The 13,835-nt window shown below is 67.7% G+C and carries 13 protein-coding genes; 8 read left to right on the top strand and 5 right to left on the bottom strand.

The window, feature by feature from the left end; all coding sequences use genetic code 11:
• Nucleotides 1-22: 22 nt before the first annotated feature.
• Entirely contained in the window at nt 23-1,678 is a 1,656-nt protein-coding gene (tnpB, locus tag AC4LGL_RS32110) for an IS607 family element RNA-guided endonuclease TnpB (protein WP_491842280.1), read from the bottom strand.
• Between the two features lie 312 nt (nt 1,679-1,990).
• Here tnpB and AC4LGL_RS32105 point away from each other — a divergent pair, with 312 nt between their 5' ends.
• The 4 genes from AC4LGL_RS32105 (at nt 1,991) to AC4LGL_RS32090 (ending at nt 6,453) form a co-directional block, all read left to right on the top strand.
• Nucleotides 1,991-3,277, top strand: coding sequence for a magnesium transporter MgtE N-terminal domain-containing protein (locus AC4LGL_RS32105; protein WP_055116441.1), 1,287 nt, complete (start codon nt 1,991-1,993; stop codon nt 3,275-3,277).
• Nucleotides 3,274-3,819: a DUF1003 domain-containing protein gene (locus AC4LGL_RS32100; RefSeq protein WP_491842279.1), complete on the top strand. Its 546-nt coding sequence runs from the start codon at nt 3,274-3,276 to the stop codon at nt 3,817-3,819. The genes AC4LGL_RS32105 and AC4LGL_RS32100 overlap by 4 nt, the downstream gene beginning before the upstream one ends.
• Before the next feature lie 158 nt (nt 3,820-3,977).
• Nucleotides 3,978-5,261 carry a lytic transglycosylase domain-containing protein gene (locus tag AC4LGL_RS32095; RefSeq protein ID WP_491842480.1) on the top strand — a complete coding sequence of 428 codons (1,284 nt, stop codon included), beginning with the start codon at nt 3,978-3,980 and terminating at the stop codon, nt 5,259-5,261.
• Between the two features lie 49 nt (nt 5,262-5,310).
• Nucleotides 5,311-6,453 (top strand): Mrp/NBP35 family ATP-binding protein, encoded by a 1,143-nt coding sequence (locus AC4LGL_RS32090; protein ID WP_491842278.1) that lies wholly within the window; start codon nt 5,311-5,313, stop codon nt 6,451-6,453.
• On the opposite strand, the gene tatB is transcribed toward AC4LGL_RS32090, so the two are convergent.
• The 4 genes from tatB to sigE all read right to left on the bottom strand — a co-directional run bounded on the left by tatB (nt 6,450) and on the right by sigE (nt 9,687).
• The gene (gene tatB, locus AC4LGL_RS32085; protein ID WP_491842277.1) at nt 6,450-6,854 is read right to left on the bottom strand and encodes a Sec-independent protein translocase protein TatB; all 405 of its coding nucleotides are present in this window, start codon (nt 6,852-6,854) and stop codon (nt 6,450-6,452) included. The two genes, AC4LGL_RS32090 and tatB, sit on opposite strands and share 4 nt — an antisense overlap.
• 2 nt (nt 6,855-6,856) lie before the next feature.
• Nucleotides 6,857-8,353: a serine protease HtrA gene (gene htrA, locus AC4LGL_RS32080; RefSeq protein ID WP_491842276.1), complete on the bottom strand. Its 1,497-nt coding sequence runs from the start codon at nt 8,351-8,353 to the stop codon at nt 6,857-6,859.
• 78 nt (nt 8,354-8,431) lie between these two features.
• Complete coding sequence (rseA, locus tag AC4LGL_RS32075) at nt 8,432-8,830, bottom strand: anti-sigma E factor RseA (RefSeq protein ID WP_054602999.1); 399 nt, start codon at nt 8,828-8,830, stop codon at nt 8,432-8,434.
• Between the two features lie 77 nt (nt 8,831-8,907).
• Nucleotides 8,908-9,687 carry an RNA polymerase sigma factor SigE gene (gene sigE / locus AC4LGL_RS32070; protein ID WP_491842275.1) on the bottom strand — a complete coding sequence of 260 codons (780 nt, stop codon included), beginning with the start codon at nt 9,685-9,687 and terminating at the stop codon, nt 8,908-8,910.
• Between the two features lie 174 nt (nt 9,688-9,861).
• On the opposite strand from sigE, the gene AC4LGL_RS32065 reads away from it, so the two are divergent.
• The 4 genes from AC4LGL_RS32065 to AC4LGL_RS32050 all read left to right on the top strand — a co-directional run bounded on the left by AC4LGL_RS32065 (nt 9,862) and on the right by AC4LGL_RS32050 (nt 13,834).
• Nucleotides 9,862-10,506, top strand: a complete 645-nt coding sequence (locus AC4LGL_RS32065) for an O-methyltransferase (RefSeq protein WP_055116452.1) — start codon at nt 9,862-9,864, stop codon at nt 10,504-10,506.
• A 123-nt stretch (nt 10,507-10,629) separates the two neighbouring features.
• Nucleotides 10,630-11,316, top strand: coding sequence for a TetR/AcrR family transcriptional regulator (locus AC4LGL_RS32060; RefSeq protein WP_491842274.1), 687 nt, complete (start codon nt 10,630-10,632; stop codon nt 11,314-11,316).
• The gene (locus AC4LGL_RS32055; RefSeq protein WP_491842273.1) at nt 11,313-12,218 is read left to right on the top strand and encodes an ABC transporter ATP-binding protein; all 906 of its coding nucleotides are present in this window, start codon (nt 11,313-11,315) and stop codon (nt 12,216-12,218) included. The genes AC4LGL_RS32060 and AC4LGL_RS32055 overlap by 4 nt, the downstream gene beginning before the upstream one ends.
• Nucleotides 12,215-13,834 carry an ABC transporter permease gene (locus tag AC4LGL_RS32050; protein WP_491842272.1) on the top strand — a complete coding sequence of 540 codons (1,620 nt, stop codon included), beginning with the start codon at nt 12,215-12,217 and terminating at the stop codon, nt 13,832-13,834. The genes AC4LGL_RS32055 and AC4LGL_RS32050 overlap by 4 nt, the downstream gene beginning before the upstream one ends.
• The last annotated feature ends 1 nt before the right edge of the window (nt 13,835 follow it).

Genomic DNA, 13,835 nt, shown 5'->3' with positions numbered 1-13,835 from the left:
TGAGTGTGTTTTGGCGACACGCTCATGCGGCGTCCCCTTGCGGGGTTTGGGTTCTGGCCTCGCCGCGTCCGGCCTCACCAGGGTGGGGTCTTATGGATGCTCCGCCGGCGCCGGATGATCCGGCGTCCGCGCCATGGCCTGTACCAACCACCGGGGTGGTCGGCCCGGGTACCGATGGGGCCGTGGTCCCGACTGGACCACAACTGGCAAATTCCGGCCAGTCACGGAGATTCAAGGCAGCGTTGCGATCCCGATCAACCACCTCGCCGGTGTGCGGGCACACCAACAACTTGTTGATACGCCCCATGCCGACCAGGCGGCACGGGCTGCCGTCGGGTGCGATATGACCGTGGTGGAGCTGGCTCGAGGGAAACCAGCGGTCCGCCTTGGTCAGGGTGCTGCCATTTTTGGTGGTTTTGTAGGTCAGCATCGGCGCGACCGCCCCCATCGCCGCATCAGACACGGCGCGCCGGAAGGCGCGTCGGCCCATGCTGCGTTTCATCGCGGCCACATCAAGATCCTCGATCACGAGGTGGCCGTAGCTGCTCGCCAGCTCCGTCGTGAGCTGATGGGCAGCTTCCCGCCGCAGATGCACGCATCGCCGGTCTAGACGGGACAGCTTGGCTTTCGCTGCCCGGTGACCGCGCGATCCGGGGATACGGCGGGAAAGTTCACGCCCCACCCGCCGCCGCTGTGACAGCGTGGCTTTGAGCGGGGCCGGATTCTCATACTCGATCAGTGTTTCGGCGCCGGTGACGCTGTCGATCGTGGCCACGGTGGCCAGGGTGCGCACGCCGAGATCCACCCCGGCGACAACCGTTGGGTGGGACACCGTACGTGGCGTGGTGGGGGTGCGCAGGGCGTAGCTGATCGACACGTACAACCGCCCCCACCGCTGCGACACAGTCATGTTCACGATCCGGGCCCGCCCCGAGGCGAGAGGGCGCTGCACGCGGCGGGTGTTCTCCTTCGATCGGAACCCACCAATCACCGGCACCGTGATCGTGCGCCGATCAGCCTCGACCCGCATGGTGCCGGTGCTGAACCGCACTCGATCCCTATCCCGCCGCACGGACTTGAACCGGGGGAAACCCACCCGCTTGCCGTGACGTTTCCCCTTACGGCCGGCGTCCCAATTACCCAGCGCCCGGGCCAAATCCGCCAGCCCCGACGAGTATGCCTCTTTCGAATTTTCCGCCCACCACGGCGCCACCCCGTCCTTCACACGGTTCCAGGCCTTGCGCAGCGAACCCAGATCCCACCCAAGCGATACATGGTCGGGGTCAACTGTTTTGGCGTCCAGATCGGCTTTCACCTGGGCCAGGCCCCAGTTGAACGCGAATCGCCGGGCCCCGAAATGCGAGCGCACCAGCCCAGCCCGCTCAGGATCGGTTGGCCATTCCACTTCGAATTTCGCCCCGGTCATCACCCACCCGGTCGGCACCGCCTCACCCGGTGAACCCGTGGCCGCGTAGCCGTCGGCGTCGCCGTTGAAAAGCTTGAAAAGTACCGAGACGGACTCCACCCCAGCCCGGTGCGATTCGAAATCAGCGCCAACATCCACGTACCGAGACAACGTCGGTGTCCCATCACGGTTCGGTCTACCCGCCAGATGCGCACCACCAGTGATCCCGGCCACCGTCGCGGCCTGCTGACGCGTACGCATCCCGACAATCATGACGCCCGACCCGATCCAGCAGCGGCCGTCGTCGCGACCATCAGGGCAGGCGCCGACCTTCGCTGTCCGATCAACCAGGCACCATGCCGCATGTCGATCACCCTGCCACCACGCTCCGACAAAAACGCGCGGCTCGGCTCATCGTAGGAACTAAACCCGGGGAGTTCAGGCCGCCGGGATCGGGGCATCCACCAACCTCGACGCAACCCTTTTTCGTATGCGATCCCGACCAATCGGCCAGACGCACAGCCCCCACGTACCCGTGCACACTCAAATGCACTCCACCAGCAGCAGTTGGCTACCCTTTCACTCATGGCGGCGGTGAACAGGGTCTACGCGGCCCGGCTGGCGGGGATGGTCGTGCTGGGCCCCGACGGGGAGTCCATCGGCCGTGTCCGCGACGTGGTGATCAGCATCAGCATCGTCCGCCAGCAGCCGCGCGTTCTCGGCCTGGTGGTCGAATTGCTCACCCGACGAAGGATTTTCGTTCCGATTCTGCGGGTCACGGCGATCGAACCCGGTTCGGTGACGCTGGCCACCGGTAGCGTGTCGCTGCGCCGGTTCGCCCAGCGACCCGGCGAGGTGCTGGTTCTGGGCCAGGTGCTCGAGACCCGGGTACGGGTCGACGATCCCGATCTGGAGCAACTGGCCGGAATCGACGTCGTGGTAGTCGATCTGGGCATCGAGCAGACCCGCACCCGCGACTGGGTGGTGACCCGGGTCGCGGTGCGGCCGCAACGACGCCTGGGGCGGCGCACCAACATCCACGTCGTCGAGTGGCAGAACGTTCACGGCCTGACCCCGTCCGGCCTGGCGATGCCCGACCAGGGCGTGGCTTCGCTGCTCGAGCAGTTCGAGGGGCAACGACCGATCGAGGTGGCCGAGGCCCTCCGCGAACTGCCGACCAAACGGCGCTACGAGCTGTACCGGGCGTTCGACGACGAGCGGCTGGCCGACGTGTTGCAGGAGCTCCCCGAGGATGAGCAGGCCGCGGTGCTGCGCCAGCTGAACACCGAACGCGCCGCCGACGTCCTGGAGGCGATGGACCCGGACGACGCCGCCGACGTGCTGGGTTCGATGACCCCGGCCGATGCCGAGACCCTGCTGCGCAAGATGGACCCGGAGGATTCCGAGGATGTGCGACGGCTGCTGGCCCACTCGCCCGACACCGCAGGTGGTCTGATGACCAGCGAACCGGTGGTCCTGGCGCCCGACACCACCGTTGCCGAGGCGTTGGCGCGGATCCGCGATCCCGATCTCACGCCGGCCCTGGCGTCGATGGTCTTCGTCACCAGGCCCCCCAGCGCCACCCCGACCGGGCAGTACCTGGGCTGTGTCCATCTGCAGCGGTTGCTGCGCGAACCGCCCGCAGCCCTGGTCAGCGGCATCGCCGATACCGATCTGCCCAGCCTGAGCCCGGCCGACTCACTGGCCGCGGTGACCCGCTACTTCGCCGCGTACAACCTGGTGTGCGGCCCGGTGGTCGATGAAGAGAACCACCTGCTGGGGGCGGTGTCGGTCGACGACGTGCTCGACCACATGCTGCCCGACGACTGGCGTGAACGTGACGAGCCCGAGCTCCCGGTGGCGGGCTCATGAGCGAAACGTCTGCGCGTCAGCGGCTGGACACCCCGCGCGCGACCCGGGGCTTCGGGCTGCACGTCGACATCGAGGCGGTGGGCGCGTTCAGCGAGTCGATCGCGCGTTTCCTCGGCACCGGGCGCTACCTGGCCATTCAGACCATCGTCGTGTTGGTCTGGATCGCGCTGAACATCGGTGTCTTCACCTTCCAGTGGGATCCGTACCCGTTCATCCTGCTCAACCTGGCTTTCTCGACTCAGGCTGCGTATGCCGCCCCGCTCATCCTGCTGGCCCAGAACCGGCAGGAGAACCGGGACCGCGTCTCCCTCGAGGAAGACCGGCGCCGGGCCGAACAGACCAAGGCCGACACCGAGTACCTGGCCAGGGAACTGGCGTCGCTGCGACTGGCCGTCGGCGAGGTTGCCACCCGCGACTACCTGCGTCGCGAGTTGGAAGAACTGCGTGACCTGATCACCGAGATCACCTTGCCTGCCGACGCCGACCGGGCAAACCCGAGCAAATCCGACGGCGGGGAGCGCCGGTCCAAACGCGGTGGTTGATCTCGCTGTCGACCATTGTCGTAACAACGGAAACCGGGACTATGTATGGTGACTTGGTTCACAACATGGTATTTGGCCAAAGCTGACCTAAGGACAGGCAATTGCGCGTAGGGGGAGGAGCGGTGTTCGAGACCGCTCGGCGCCGTATGAGCCAGCTCATGCGCTCACCTGTGCTCGGTGTCGCCGTCCTGGCTCCCATCGTTCTGGTCGCCGGTGCCGGGTCTTCCGCGTCGGACGTCGACATGTCCAACACCGCGGTCACGCCGCTGGCCGCCGTGGCACCCCAGATCGACCGCTCGGGCCCTGCGGTGGTCGCCGCGGCCCGGCCGCCGACGAACTTCCGTATCAAGTCGATGACCACGATCTCGGCTCCCCCGCCCGCTTTCGTCGTCAATACCCCTGGCGCCCTTGGCATTCCGGGAACGTCACTGAAGGCATACCGCAACGCCGAACGGATGATGGCCGCGGCCTACCCCGGCTGCGGTATCAGCTGGAACCTGCTGGCCGGCATCGGACGGATCGAGTCGGGGCACGCCAACGGCGGCGCCACCGATGCCCGCGGCACCGCGGTGCGCCCGATCTACGGTCCCGCCCTCGACGGCACCCTGCCGGGCAACGAGATCATCATCCAGAGCGCGCAAGCCGGACGGGTTTCCTATGTCCGGGCCATGGGGCCGATGCAGTTCCTACCCGGAACCTGGGCCCGGTATGCCTCCGACGGCGACGGCGACGGCAAGGCCGACGTGCAGAACGTGTACGACTCGGCCCTGGCCGCCGCCCGCTACCTGTGCAGCGGTGGGCTCAACCTGCGGGACCAGTCCCAGGTCATGACCGCCATCCTCCGGTACAACAACTCGGTGGCCTATGCCCGCAACGTGCTGGGCTGGGCCGCGGCATACGCCACCGGTGTGGTGCCGGTCGACCTGCCTGAGATCACCGGGTCCATTCCGCCGATCGGCGATTCGCATCTGGACAATCCCGAGGGCCTCGGCCCGGGCCTGCCGGCCGATGCCACCGGGCTGCCCGCGGGCGATCCGCTGGCCCTGATCCCGCTGCTCAACCGCAATGAGACCGGCACACAGAACGTCCCGGGATTCGCGCCCGGGCAGGTGCTCGGCCCGCTGCCCGGTCCGGCCCAGGCCATCCCGTCCGAGACGCCCGCCGCCCCGCCGCCGTGGGTCCCGCCCTGGGAGCAGCCGCGCCAGCCTGCATGCGTCGTGTTTTGCCTGGGCGAGCAGACTCCCCCGCCCGCTCCGGCGCCGCCCCTGGGACCGCCGCCCGCTCCGGGTCCGGGCCCGGTCCCCGCACTGCAGCAGGCTCCCCCGCCGGGACCGCTGCCTGCCGCCCCGGTCGGCCCGCCGATCGAGGCCGCGCCTGCCTCCCCGGCACTTGTCGGGCCGGCACCCGGACCCGCGCCGGGACCGGCACCGGGTCCGGCCTGATGCTGGCCTGAATCCAGCTCGCGGTGCCGCCGCCGTAGACTCGGCGGTGATGTCCGAATCTGCCACTGAGCTGCAATCCGCAGTTCGCGCTGCGCTGGCCAAGGTGATCGACCCCGAATTGCGGAAGCCGATCACCGAACTCGGCATGGTCAAGAACATCTCGATCGATGCCGACCACGGCGTCCATGTCGAGATCTACCTGACCACCGCGGCCTGCCCGAAGAAGACCGAGATCGCCGACCTCGTGACGGCCGCCGCCACCGATGTGCCGGGCACCGGCGCCGTCAAGGTGAGCCTGGACGTGATGAACGACGAGCAACGCGCCGAATTGCGCACGCTGCTGCGTGGCGATTCCCGCGAACCGGTGATCCCCTTCGCCCAGCCCAACTCCCTGACCCGGGTCTACGCGGTCGCCTCAGGGAAGGGCGGCGTCGGCAAGTCCAGCGTGACGGTCAACCTGGCCGCGGCGATGGCCGCCCGCGGGCTGTCCGTCGGCCTGCTGGACGCCGACATCTACGGCCATTCGGTGCCGCGCATGATGGGCACCAGCGACCGGCCCACCCAGGTCGACTCGATGATCCTGCCGCCGATCGCACATGACGTGAAGGTCATCTCGATCGCCATGTTCACCCAGGGCAACACGCCCGTGGTGTGGCGCGGGCCGATGCTGCACCGTGCGCTGCAACAGTTCCTGGCCGACGTGTACTGGGGCGATCTGGACGTACTGCTGCTCGATCTGCCGCCCGGCACCGGCGATATCGCCATCTCGGTGGCTCAGTTGATCCCCGGCGCGGAGATCCTCGTGGTGACCACTCCGCAGATGGCCGCCGCCGAGGTGGCCGAGCGGGCCGGGGCGATCGCCCTGCAGACCCGTCAGCGCATCGCCGGCGTGGTGGAGAACATGTCGGGCCTGCAGATGCCCGACGGCACCGTCATGCAGCTGTTCGGCGAGGGCGGCGGCCGTCAGGTCGCAGAGTCGCTCACCCGATCGGTGGGCGCCGAGGTGCCGCTGCTGGGCCAGGTCCCGCTGGACCCGGCGCTCGTGGCCGCCGGTGACTCCGGGGTTCCGCTCGTCCTGTCGGCGCCCGAATCAGCGGCCGGTGCCGAGCTGCGCAAGATCGCTGAGGGATTGTCGGCCCGCAAGCGGGGCCTGGCCGGGATGTCTCTGGGTCTGGATACCGCGCGCCGCTAGGTCGCGTCGGGGTCGAACGACGTGCCTGCCGCCTTGTCCGTCGGCTTGCTGCCGATCTCGCCGGCCGGCTTGTCGCCCGGTACCGACGGCTGCTGATCCTTGCGGTCGTCGAACGCACCCGTCAGGAACGAATCGTCGCCCTCGAGCAGGTGCTTGGTGATGGCGGCCCGCGGCGTCATGCCGCGCAGCTTCTGCAGCTCGGCCAGAGGCTGCCGCAGATCATCGAACTCCGGGCCCAGGTCCTCGCGCAGCTGGCTGGTGGCGCCGCTGACGTAGTCACGTGCCTGACGCAGGGCGCCGGAGGTCCATCGGATGGCACCGGGCAGGCGCTCGGGCCCCAGGATCACCAGACCGGCGATCACCAGGACCAGCATCTCCCCCCACCCGATGTTCGCGAACATCGCTACTGCGCTTTTTGATCGTCGCCGATGGGCGTGACCATGAAGGTCATGGGCCGACCGTCGCGGAGCACCTCGATCGGGGCTTCCTGTCCGATGTGGAGCTGACGCACCGCGACCACCATCTCGTCGGCGTCGGCAACCTTGCGGTCCCCGACCTTGACCACCACGTCGTTCTCCAGAATGCCGGCCTTGTCGGCCGGGCCGCCCGCATTGACATTACGGACCTGCGCACCGGAGGCCACGCTGTTGCTGACCGTGACGGCGCTGAGCAGCAACGTCGGATGCGCGACCTTGCCGTCCTTGATCAGGTTCTCGACGACCTGCTTGACCTCGTTGACCGGGATGGCGAAACCGAGGCCACTGGCGCTGTCCGACAAGGACTTTCCGGCCGTGTTGATCCCGATCACCTCGGAGGACATGTTGATCAGCGGGCCACCGGAGTTGCCGTGGTTGATCGAGGCGTCGGTCTGGAGCCCGTCGATCACGGTGTCGGTGTCCGAACCTTCGCCCGACAGCGGCACCGGCCGGTGCAGCGCGCTGATGATGCCGTGGGTGACCGTGCTGCGCAGCCCCAGCGGGGCGCCGGCCGCGATGACTTCCTCGCCGACGCGCACCTTCTCGGAATCACCCATCCGTGCCACGACGAGATTGTCGACGTTGTCGACCTTGAGCACCGCCAGGTCGGTCTTCGGGTCACGGCCGACCAGGTTGGCCGGCACTTCCTTGCCGTCGTTGAACACGACGGTGATCTGGTAGTCCGCGGGCTTGCTCGCGGCATCGGAGATCACGTGGTTGTTGGTGACGATGTAGCCCTTGCCGTCGACGACGACGCCGGAGCCCTGCGAGCCCTCGGTCTTGCTCTTGGCCTCGATGGTCACCACGGAATCCTCGACCGCCGAGGCGACGGTGGCGAACCGGCCGGCGTCCGGAGACGGGAGGTCGCCGGTCTCCAGCGTCACCTTCGAGGTGGTGAAGGCCTGCACGGTACCTGCGGTCTTCTGCCCGACCCAGCCACCGATCGCGCCGACCACGAGCGTGATCAGGAGCAACACGACGAGCGCGAGCCACGACACCCGACCACCGAACAGCACCTCGCGGGCACCCAGCTTGCCGATCGGGGCAGGCACGATCACCGGAGCGGCCGGCGCCTGCGCGGGTGTGCCCAGCGCCGGGACGGCACCCGGGTTGCGCCATGGGTCGTCGAAGTCGTCTTCGCCTGCGGTCCGCTCGGCCTCGAGTGCCCCGGCGTCGGTGGGGTGCCGCTGCAGCGAGTCACCGCCGACGGAGGGACGGCTGAACGCCTCGGCCAACACAGGATCCGGAGGAAGGTCCTTGGGGGCGTACTCGCCCTGGTCCTGGTACTTCTCTGCACCGAGGAAAGAGCCGTCCACACCAGCGGGCCGGCCGAACGTACGCTGCGACAACTGGTCGACGGGTGGCCGCTCGACAGGGCGCGGTTCCAGACGGCCGCTCTCGTCGGACTGGTCCTGATTGGTCACCGGTGTATCACTCTCTATCGGAGCGCCCGCCCCAGCCAGATAGGCCGACGCCGGTCACTGATCGCCTTGGGGTCCAGCCTACCGGCGCTTACGCCGACTCCGCGTCGGGTCGTCAGCAAACTGAGGCTGTTCATCGACGTCAGCCGGGGGCTGCGGACTGTGGTGCGGTATCTGCGACAACAGTCCCAACAGGGAATTCGGAATGGCTATCGGACAGGAATCCCGCAATGCGGCCCGGGCCTGACCCTGGGCATCGACCTCGGCCGCGCAGTCCGGGCAGAGGGACAGGTGGTGCGCCGCTCGCAGATGCGCGCTCATCCGCAGCTCACCGTCGACGAAGGCCGCGATGGCCTCGGTCGACAGGTGCTCGGTGGAACCGAACTGTCGAGGTGCGCCTACCGGTGCGTCGCTCTGCGAAGCGAACTGCGCAGGCAACCAGGAGAATGCGCGACGGAACACGTGTCCCGGGTCGACCATCGCCCAGCTCCTCCCGCCATGACCAAATGTCCTGACCCGAATGTAGCGCGACCTGGCGCGCCGAACATCAACCACCACTAGGCGGATTTGGCGGTTTCCGGCGAGTGCTTCGCCAGGTACTCGCGCAAGGCCTGCCGACCGCGGTGAATGCGGCTGCGGACGGTACCGAGCTTCACGCCCAGCGTGGCGCCGATTTCTTCGTAGGACAGACCCTCGATGTCGCACAGGACCACGGCGGCGCGGAACTCCGGCGCCAGCGAGTCCAGAGCGGCCTGAAGATCGGCTCCCAACCGCGAGTCGTGGTAGATCTGCTCAGGGTTCGGGTCGTCGGCCGGCACCCGGTCGTAGTCCTCTGGCAGCGCTTCCATGCGGATGCGGCCGCGGCGACGGACCATGTCCAGGAACAGGTTGGTGGTGATGCGGTGCAACCACCCCTCGAATGTTCCCGGCTGGTAGTTCTGCACGGAGCGGAACACCCGGATGAAGGTCTCCTGGGTCAGGTCCTCGGCATCGTGCTGGTTACCCGAGAGTCGATAGGCCAGCCGGTACACCCGGTCCGCGTGTTGACGCACCAGCTCGTCCCATGACGGCATGGCAGCCTGATCGCCGGTGGCGTCGAACACGGCGGTGCCGGTCAACTCATCGGACGGCTCCACCCATTCACCTGCGGTGAATTGCTCAAGATGAGCCATGGTCACCGGGGCGGCCTGGGTGGCGGGGTTCGAGGTAACAGCGTTCGTGCTCGTCGGATCCTCCTGATCACAGTTTTCACTCAGCTCAACACGACTGATGACTTCGCTATTCCGATTGCTGTCCTGGTTGTGCTGGGCAGTGCGCCAGCGGGCGCCGTGTTCCATGCGGATACCGTTCCTGATCCCGGTGTGGCAGGCATATGAGCAATCTGAACTTTCCCTGAGAAAGCCGACGATACGTCCGGTTACCTGCGCAGACCAGCGAATTTTCAGGGGTGATACCTACCACCCACGGGCGTGTCGCGACGACGCCCCCGACCTCTGGCCTACGCTGCGGGCATGGTCAGCTCCAACCCCGGTCGCGCCGAAGCGATCGTCACGCATGCCGAACGATCGATCTCCGAAGACGAGATCGTCGCGGCCGCGCGTGAGCGGGCCGAAGAACTCGGCGCGGGTGCGGTGACGCCTGCCGTCGGAGCGTTGCTGAGCGTGCTCGCGCGGCTCACCGGGGGCCGGGCGGTCGTCGAGGTCGGCACCGGCGCCGGCGTCAGCGGGTTGTGGCTGTTGTCCGGCATGAGCGACGACGGCGTGCTGACCACCATCGACGTCGAACCCGAGCACCAACGAATCGCCAAACAGGGGTTCAACGAGGCCGGAGTCGGCCCCGGACGCACCCGGCTGATCAGCGGACGCGCCCAGGAGGTGCTGACCCGCCTGGCCGACGAATCCTATGACCTGGTGTTCATCGACGCCGAGCCGATCGATCAGCCGCAGTTCGTGGCCGAAGGGGTGCGCCTACTACGTTCCGGCGGCGCGATCGTGCTGCACCGGGCCGCGCTGGGCGGCCGGGCCGGCGACGCCTCGGCGAACGACGCCGAGGTCGGTGCCGTGCGGGAGGCAGCCCGGTTGATCGCCGAGGACGAGCGGCTCACCCCGGTGCTGATCCCTTTGGGCGACGGTCTGTTGGCCGCCGCCCGCGACTGACTCTCCCCAACCCTTCCCGGCCCCACCCCTCACCTGTAGGGGTGGGGCCGAACTTTTTCTTTACGGATTCCTGACGGGCCACCCCCTTGACCGAGCACTGAACGCGCGTTTAGCGTATTGAACATGCGTTCAGTCGATGATCGAACAGCAGTGGCCCGGATCCGCGACGCCGCGATCGAGCAGTACGGCCAACACGGATTCAGCGTGGGGCTGCGCACCATCGCCGAGGCCGCGGGCGTCAGCGCCGCCCTGGTGATCCACCACTTCGGTTCCAAGGAAGGGCTCCGCAAGGCGTGCGACGCCTACGTGGCGGAGGTGGTGCGCGAGGCCAAGACCGAGTCGATACAGAACAGCGATCCCGCGAGCTGGATCGCCCAGATGTCCGAGATCGAGTCCTACGCGCCCCTGATGGCGTACCTGGTGCGCAGCATGCAGTCCGGGAGCGATCTGGCGAAGACGTTCTGGCGCACCATGGTCGACAACGCCGAGCAGTACCTCGAAGAAGGCGTGCGGACCGGCGTGCTCAAACCCAGCCGCGACCCCAAAGCGCGGGCCCGGTTCATGGCGATCTGCAGCGGCGGTGGATTTCTGCTGTACCTGCAGATGCACGACGACCCGACGGATCTGCGCCGGGTGCTGCGCGATTACGGCGAGGACATGATGCTGCCGGCCCTCGAGCTCTACACCGACGGACTCATGACCGACTCGACGATGTACGACGCGTTCCTGAACCAGCGCGAACAAGGCATCCCGTTCAGCTCAGCCTCCGAGACCGACAACCAGAGCACCGAAACCAAGGAGCCAGCGTGAACCATTCCGTCGAAATCCGCGGACTGTCAAAGTCTTTCGGGCACACAAAAGCGCTCGATGGGCTGAGCCTGAGCGTGTCCCCTGGCGACGTCACCGGTTTCCTCGGGCCCAACGGGGCCGGTAAGTCCACCACCATTCGGGTGTTGTTGGGCCTGCTCCGCGCCGACGGGGGCACCGTGCGACTCCTGGGCGGCGACCCGTGGCGGGACGCGGTCGCCCTGCACCGCCGCATCGCCTACGTCCCCGGCGATGTCACCCTGTGGCCCAACCTGACCGGCATGCAGGCCATCGATTTCCTGTGCCGGCTGCGCGGCAACGGCGTCGACGCCCAGCCATACATCCGGAGACGCGATGACCTCATAGACCTGTTCGAACTCGACCCGCACAAGAAGGCCCGCACCTACTCCAAGGGCAACAGGCAGAAGGTCGCCATCGTGGCGGCGTTCAGTTGCCACTCCGAGCTGTACATTCTCGACGAGCCGACGTCCGGGCTGGACCCGTTGATGGAACGGGCATTTCAGCAATGTGTGGCCGAGGTGGCCGGCCAGGGTGCCGCGGTCCTGCTGTCCAGCCATATCCTGGCCGAGGTCGAAAAGCTCTGTGACAACGTCACGATCATCCGGTCCGGACGCACGGTACGTTCCGGCACCCTCGCCGAACTGCGGCACCTGATGCGCACCAAGGTCACCGCCCGCACCCGCTCCGACGGACGGGCGCTGCAGAACACTCCCTACGTGCACGACTTCGCGAGCAACGATGGCACCGTGAGCTTCTCGGTGGACCGGGCCGACCTGGAGTTCACCCTCGAGCACCTGACCGACCTCGGCATCGAGGATCTGACGGTCACACCGGCATCGCTGGAGGACATGTTCCTGCGCGAGTACCAGGGGACGACCCGATGACCACCGCCATCGCCCCGACCCGGCCCGCCCGACGGCCGAGCACGGACACGTCACCGTTCACCGGCATCGACACGCTGCTCAGGTTGGCGCTACGCCGCGACCGGGTGCGGCTGAGCGTGTGGGTTGCCGCACTCAGCTTGATGATGGTGTACGCCCCCAACGCAATTCGGATGGCCTACCCCGGGGAGGAACAACGCCTGGCCCGGGTCAACCTGCTCAAGACACCTGCCGGGATGATGCTGGGCGGCCCGATGTTCGGCGTCAACGAAACCGACCTCGGCGTGATGATGGCCAACGAGCTGACTCTCACCCTCACCATCGCCACCTCGATCCTGGCCATTCTCACCGTGATTCGTCATACCCGGGCCGAAGAGGAGAACGGCAGCGCCGAGCTGGTGCTGTCCTCGGTGGTGGGCCGCTACGCCCGAACGGCTGCCGCACTGGCCCTGGTCGGCGGACTCAACGCGGTGCTGGCACTCACGATGACGCTGGCGATGGCCTCCACCGGCTTCGCGTTCGTCGACACCGCCGCCATGAGCCTGGGCATCACCGGCGTCGCGATGGTGTTCGGCGCGGTCGCCGCGGTGACCGCCCAACTCTGGCGCCAGTCCCGCACCGCATCGGGCGCGGCGATGGCAACGTTGGCGGTAGCGGCGCTGGTCCGTGGGGCCGGAGACGTCATCGACAACTCCGGCAGCACCCTGAGCTGGTTCTCCCCCATCGCCTGTGCACAGCAGATGCGTCCGTTTGTGGATCTGCGCTGGTGGCCGTTCGGGTTGTTGGTCATCCTGGCGGTCGGATTGATGGCCGGGGCCGCGGTGCTGGAGAGCCGCCGCCAGTACGACGCGGGCACCATCGCATCGACGGGTGAGCGCCCTGACGCCCCCGCCATCACCGGCCCGCTGCGGCTGCACCTGACGCTGCAACGCGGGCAGACGATCGGCTGGGCGGTGGGACTGTTCGTGGCCGGGCTGGTATTCGGCTCGATGACTAAAGCACTGTTGGACGCGGCCGAGACCAACGAGCTGATCGCCCGATTGCTGTCCGCGACGGGCAATGACGGCATCTACACCACCATGACCCAGTTCCTCGCTGCGGCGGCCACGGCGTATGTGTCCTCGGTGGTGCTGCGGGTGTACACCGACGAGCAGAACGGCCTGGGCGAACCGGTGCTGGCCGGAGCGGTGTCCCGGTGGCGCTGGCTACTGGGCGCGGTCGGCTGCGCGTTGGCGGGGTCGGCGATCCTGATGTTCTGCGCCGGCCTGGGCAACGGTCTCGGTGCCGGGCTGACGCTGGGTGAACCGGGCACCATCATCCGGCTCACCCTGGCGGCGCTGGCGTATCTCCCCGCGCTGGCGGTGGTGGCCGCTATCGCGGCCCTGGCCGTGGCCCTGCGGTCACCCTGGATCGCCTGGCTGGCAGTCACATTCGTGATCACCGCGTTGTACCTCGGGGCACTTCTGCGATTGCCGCGCTGGCTGATCGAGCTGTCCCCGGTGGGCCAGACCACCGTACCGAGCCACTTCCCGGCCCTGGCTCTGGCGGTAATGCTCGTCACCGCAACGGTTCTGGCGACCGTCGCGGGCTGGATCTATCGCAACCGCGACGCGGTGTGAA

It is taken from the genome of Mycolicibacterium arcueilense (assembly GCF_058536225.1).
The sequence above is the reverse complement of the archived record's forward strand: the minus strand, read 5'-3'. Positions and strand labels throughout refer to the sequence as shown.

What these genes read in the sequence shown, in the direction of transcription:
- tnpB (WP_491842280.1), bottom strand. Translation starts at nt 1,678, where the DNA reads ATGATTGTCGGGATGCGTACGCGTCAGCAGGCCGCGACGGTGGCCGGG.
- AC4LGL_RS32105 (WP_055116441.1), top strand. Translation starts at nt 1,991, where the DNA reads ATGGCGGCGGTGAACAGGGTCTACGCGGCCCGGCTGGCGGGGATGGTC.
- AC4LGL_RS32100 (WP_491842279.1), top strand. Translation starts at nt 3,274, where the DNA reads ATGAGCGAAACGTCTGCGCGTCAGCGGCTGGACACCCCGCGCGCGACC.
- AC4LGL_RS32095 (WP_491842480.1), top strand. Translation starts at nt 3,978, where the DNA reads ATGCGCTCACCTGTGCTCGGTGTCGCCGTCCTGGCTCCCATCGTTCTG.
- AC4LGL_RS32090 (WP_491842278.1), top strand. Translation starts at nt 5,311, where the DNA reads ATGTCCGAATCTGCCACTGAGCTGCAATCCGCAGTTCGCGCTGCGCTG.
- tatB (WP_491842277.1), bottom strand. Translation starts at nt 6,854, where the DNA reads ATGTTCGCGAACATCGGGTGGGGGGAGATGCTGGTCCTGGTGATCGCC.
- rseA (WP_054602999.1), bottom strand. Translation starts at nt 8,830, where the DNA reads ATGGTCGACCCGGGACACGTGTTCCGTCGCGCATTCTCCTGGTTGCCT.
- sigE (WP_491842275.1), bottom strand. Translation starts at nt 9,687, where the DNA reads ATGGAACACGGCGCCCGCTGGCGCACTGCCCAGCACAACCAGGACAGC.
- AC4LGL_RS32065 (WP_055116452.1), top strand. Translation starts at nt 9,862, where the DNA reads ATGGTCAGCTCCAACCCCGGTCGCGCCGAAGCGATCGTCACGCATGCC.
- AC4LGL_RS32060 (WP_491842274.1), top strand. Translation starts at nt 10,630, where the DNA reads ATGCGTTCAGTCGATGATCGAACAGCAGTGGCCCGGATCCGCGACGCC.
- AC4LGL_RS32050 (WP_491842272.1), top strand. Translation starts at nt 12,215, where the DNA reads ATGACCACCGCCATCGCCCCGACCCGGCCCGCCCGACGGCCGAGCACG.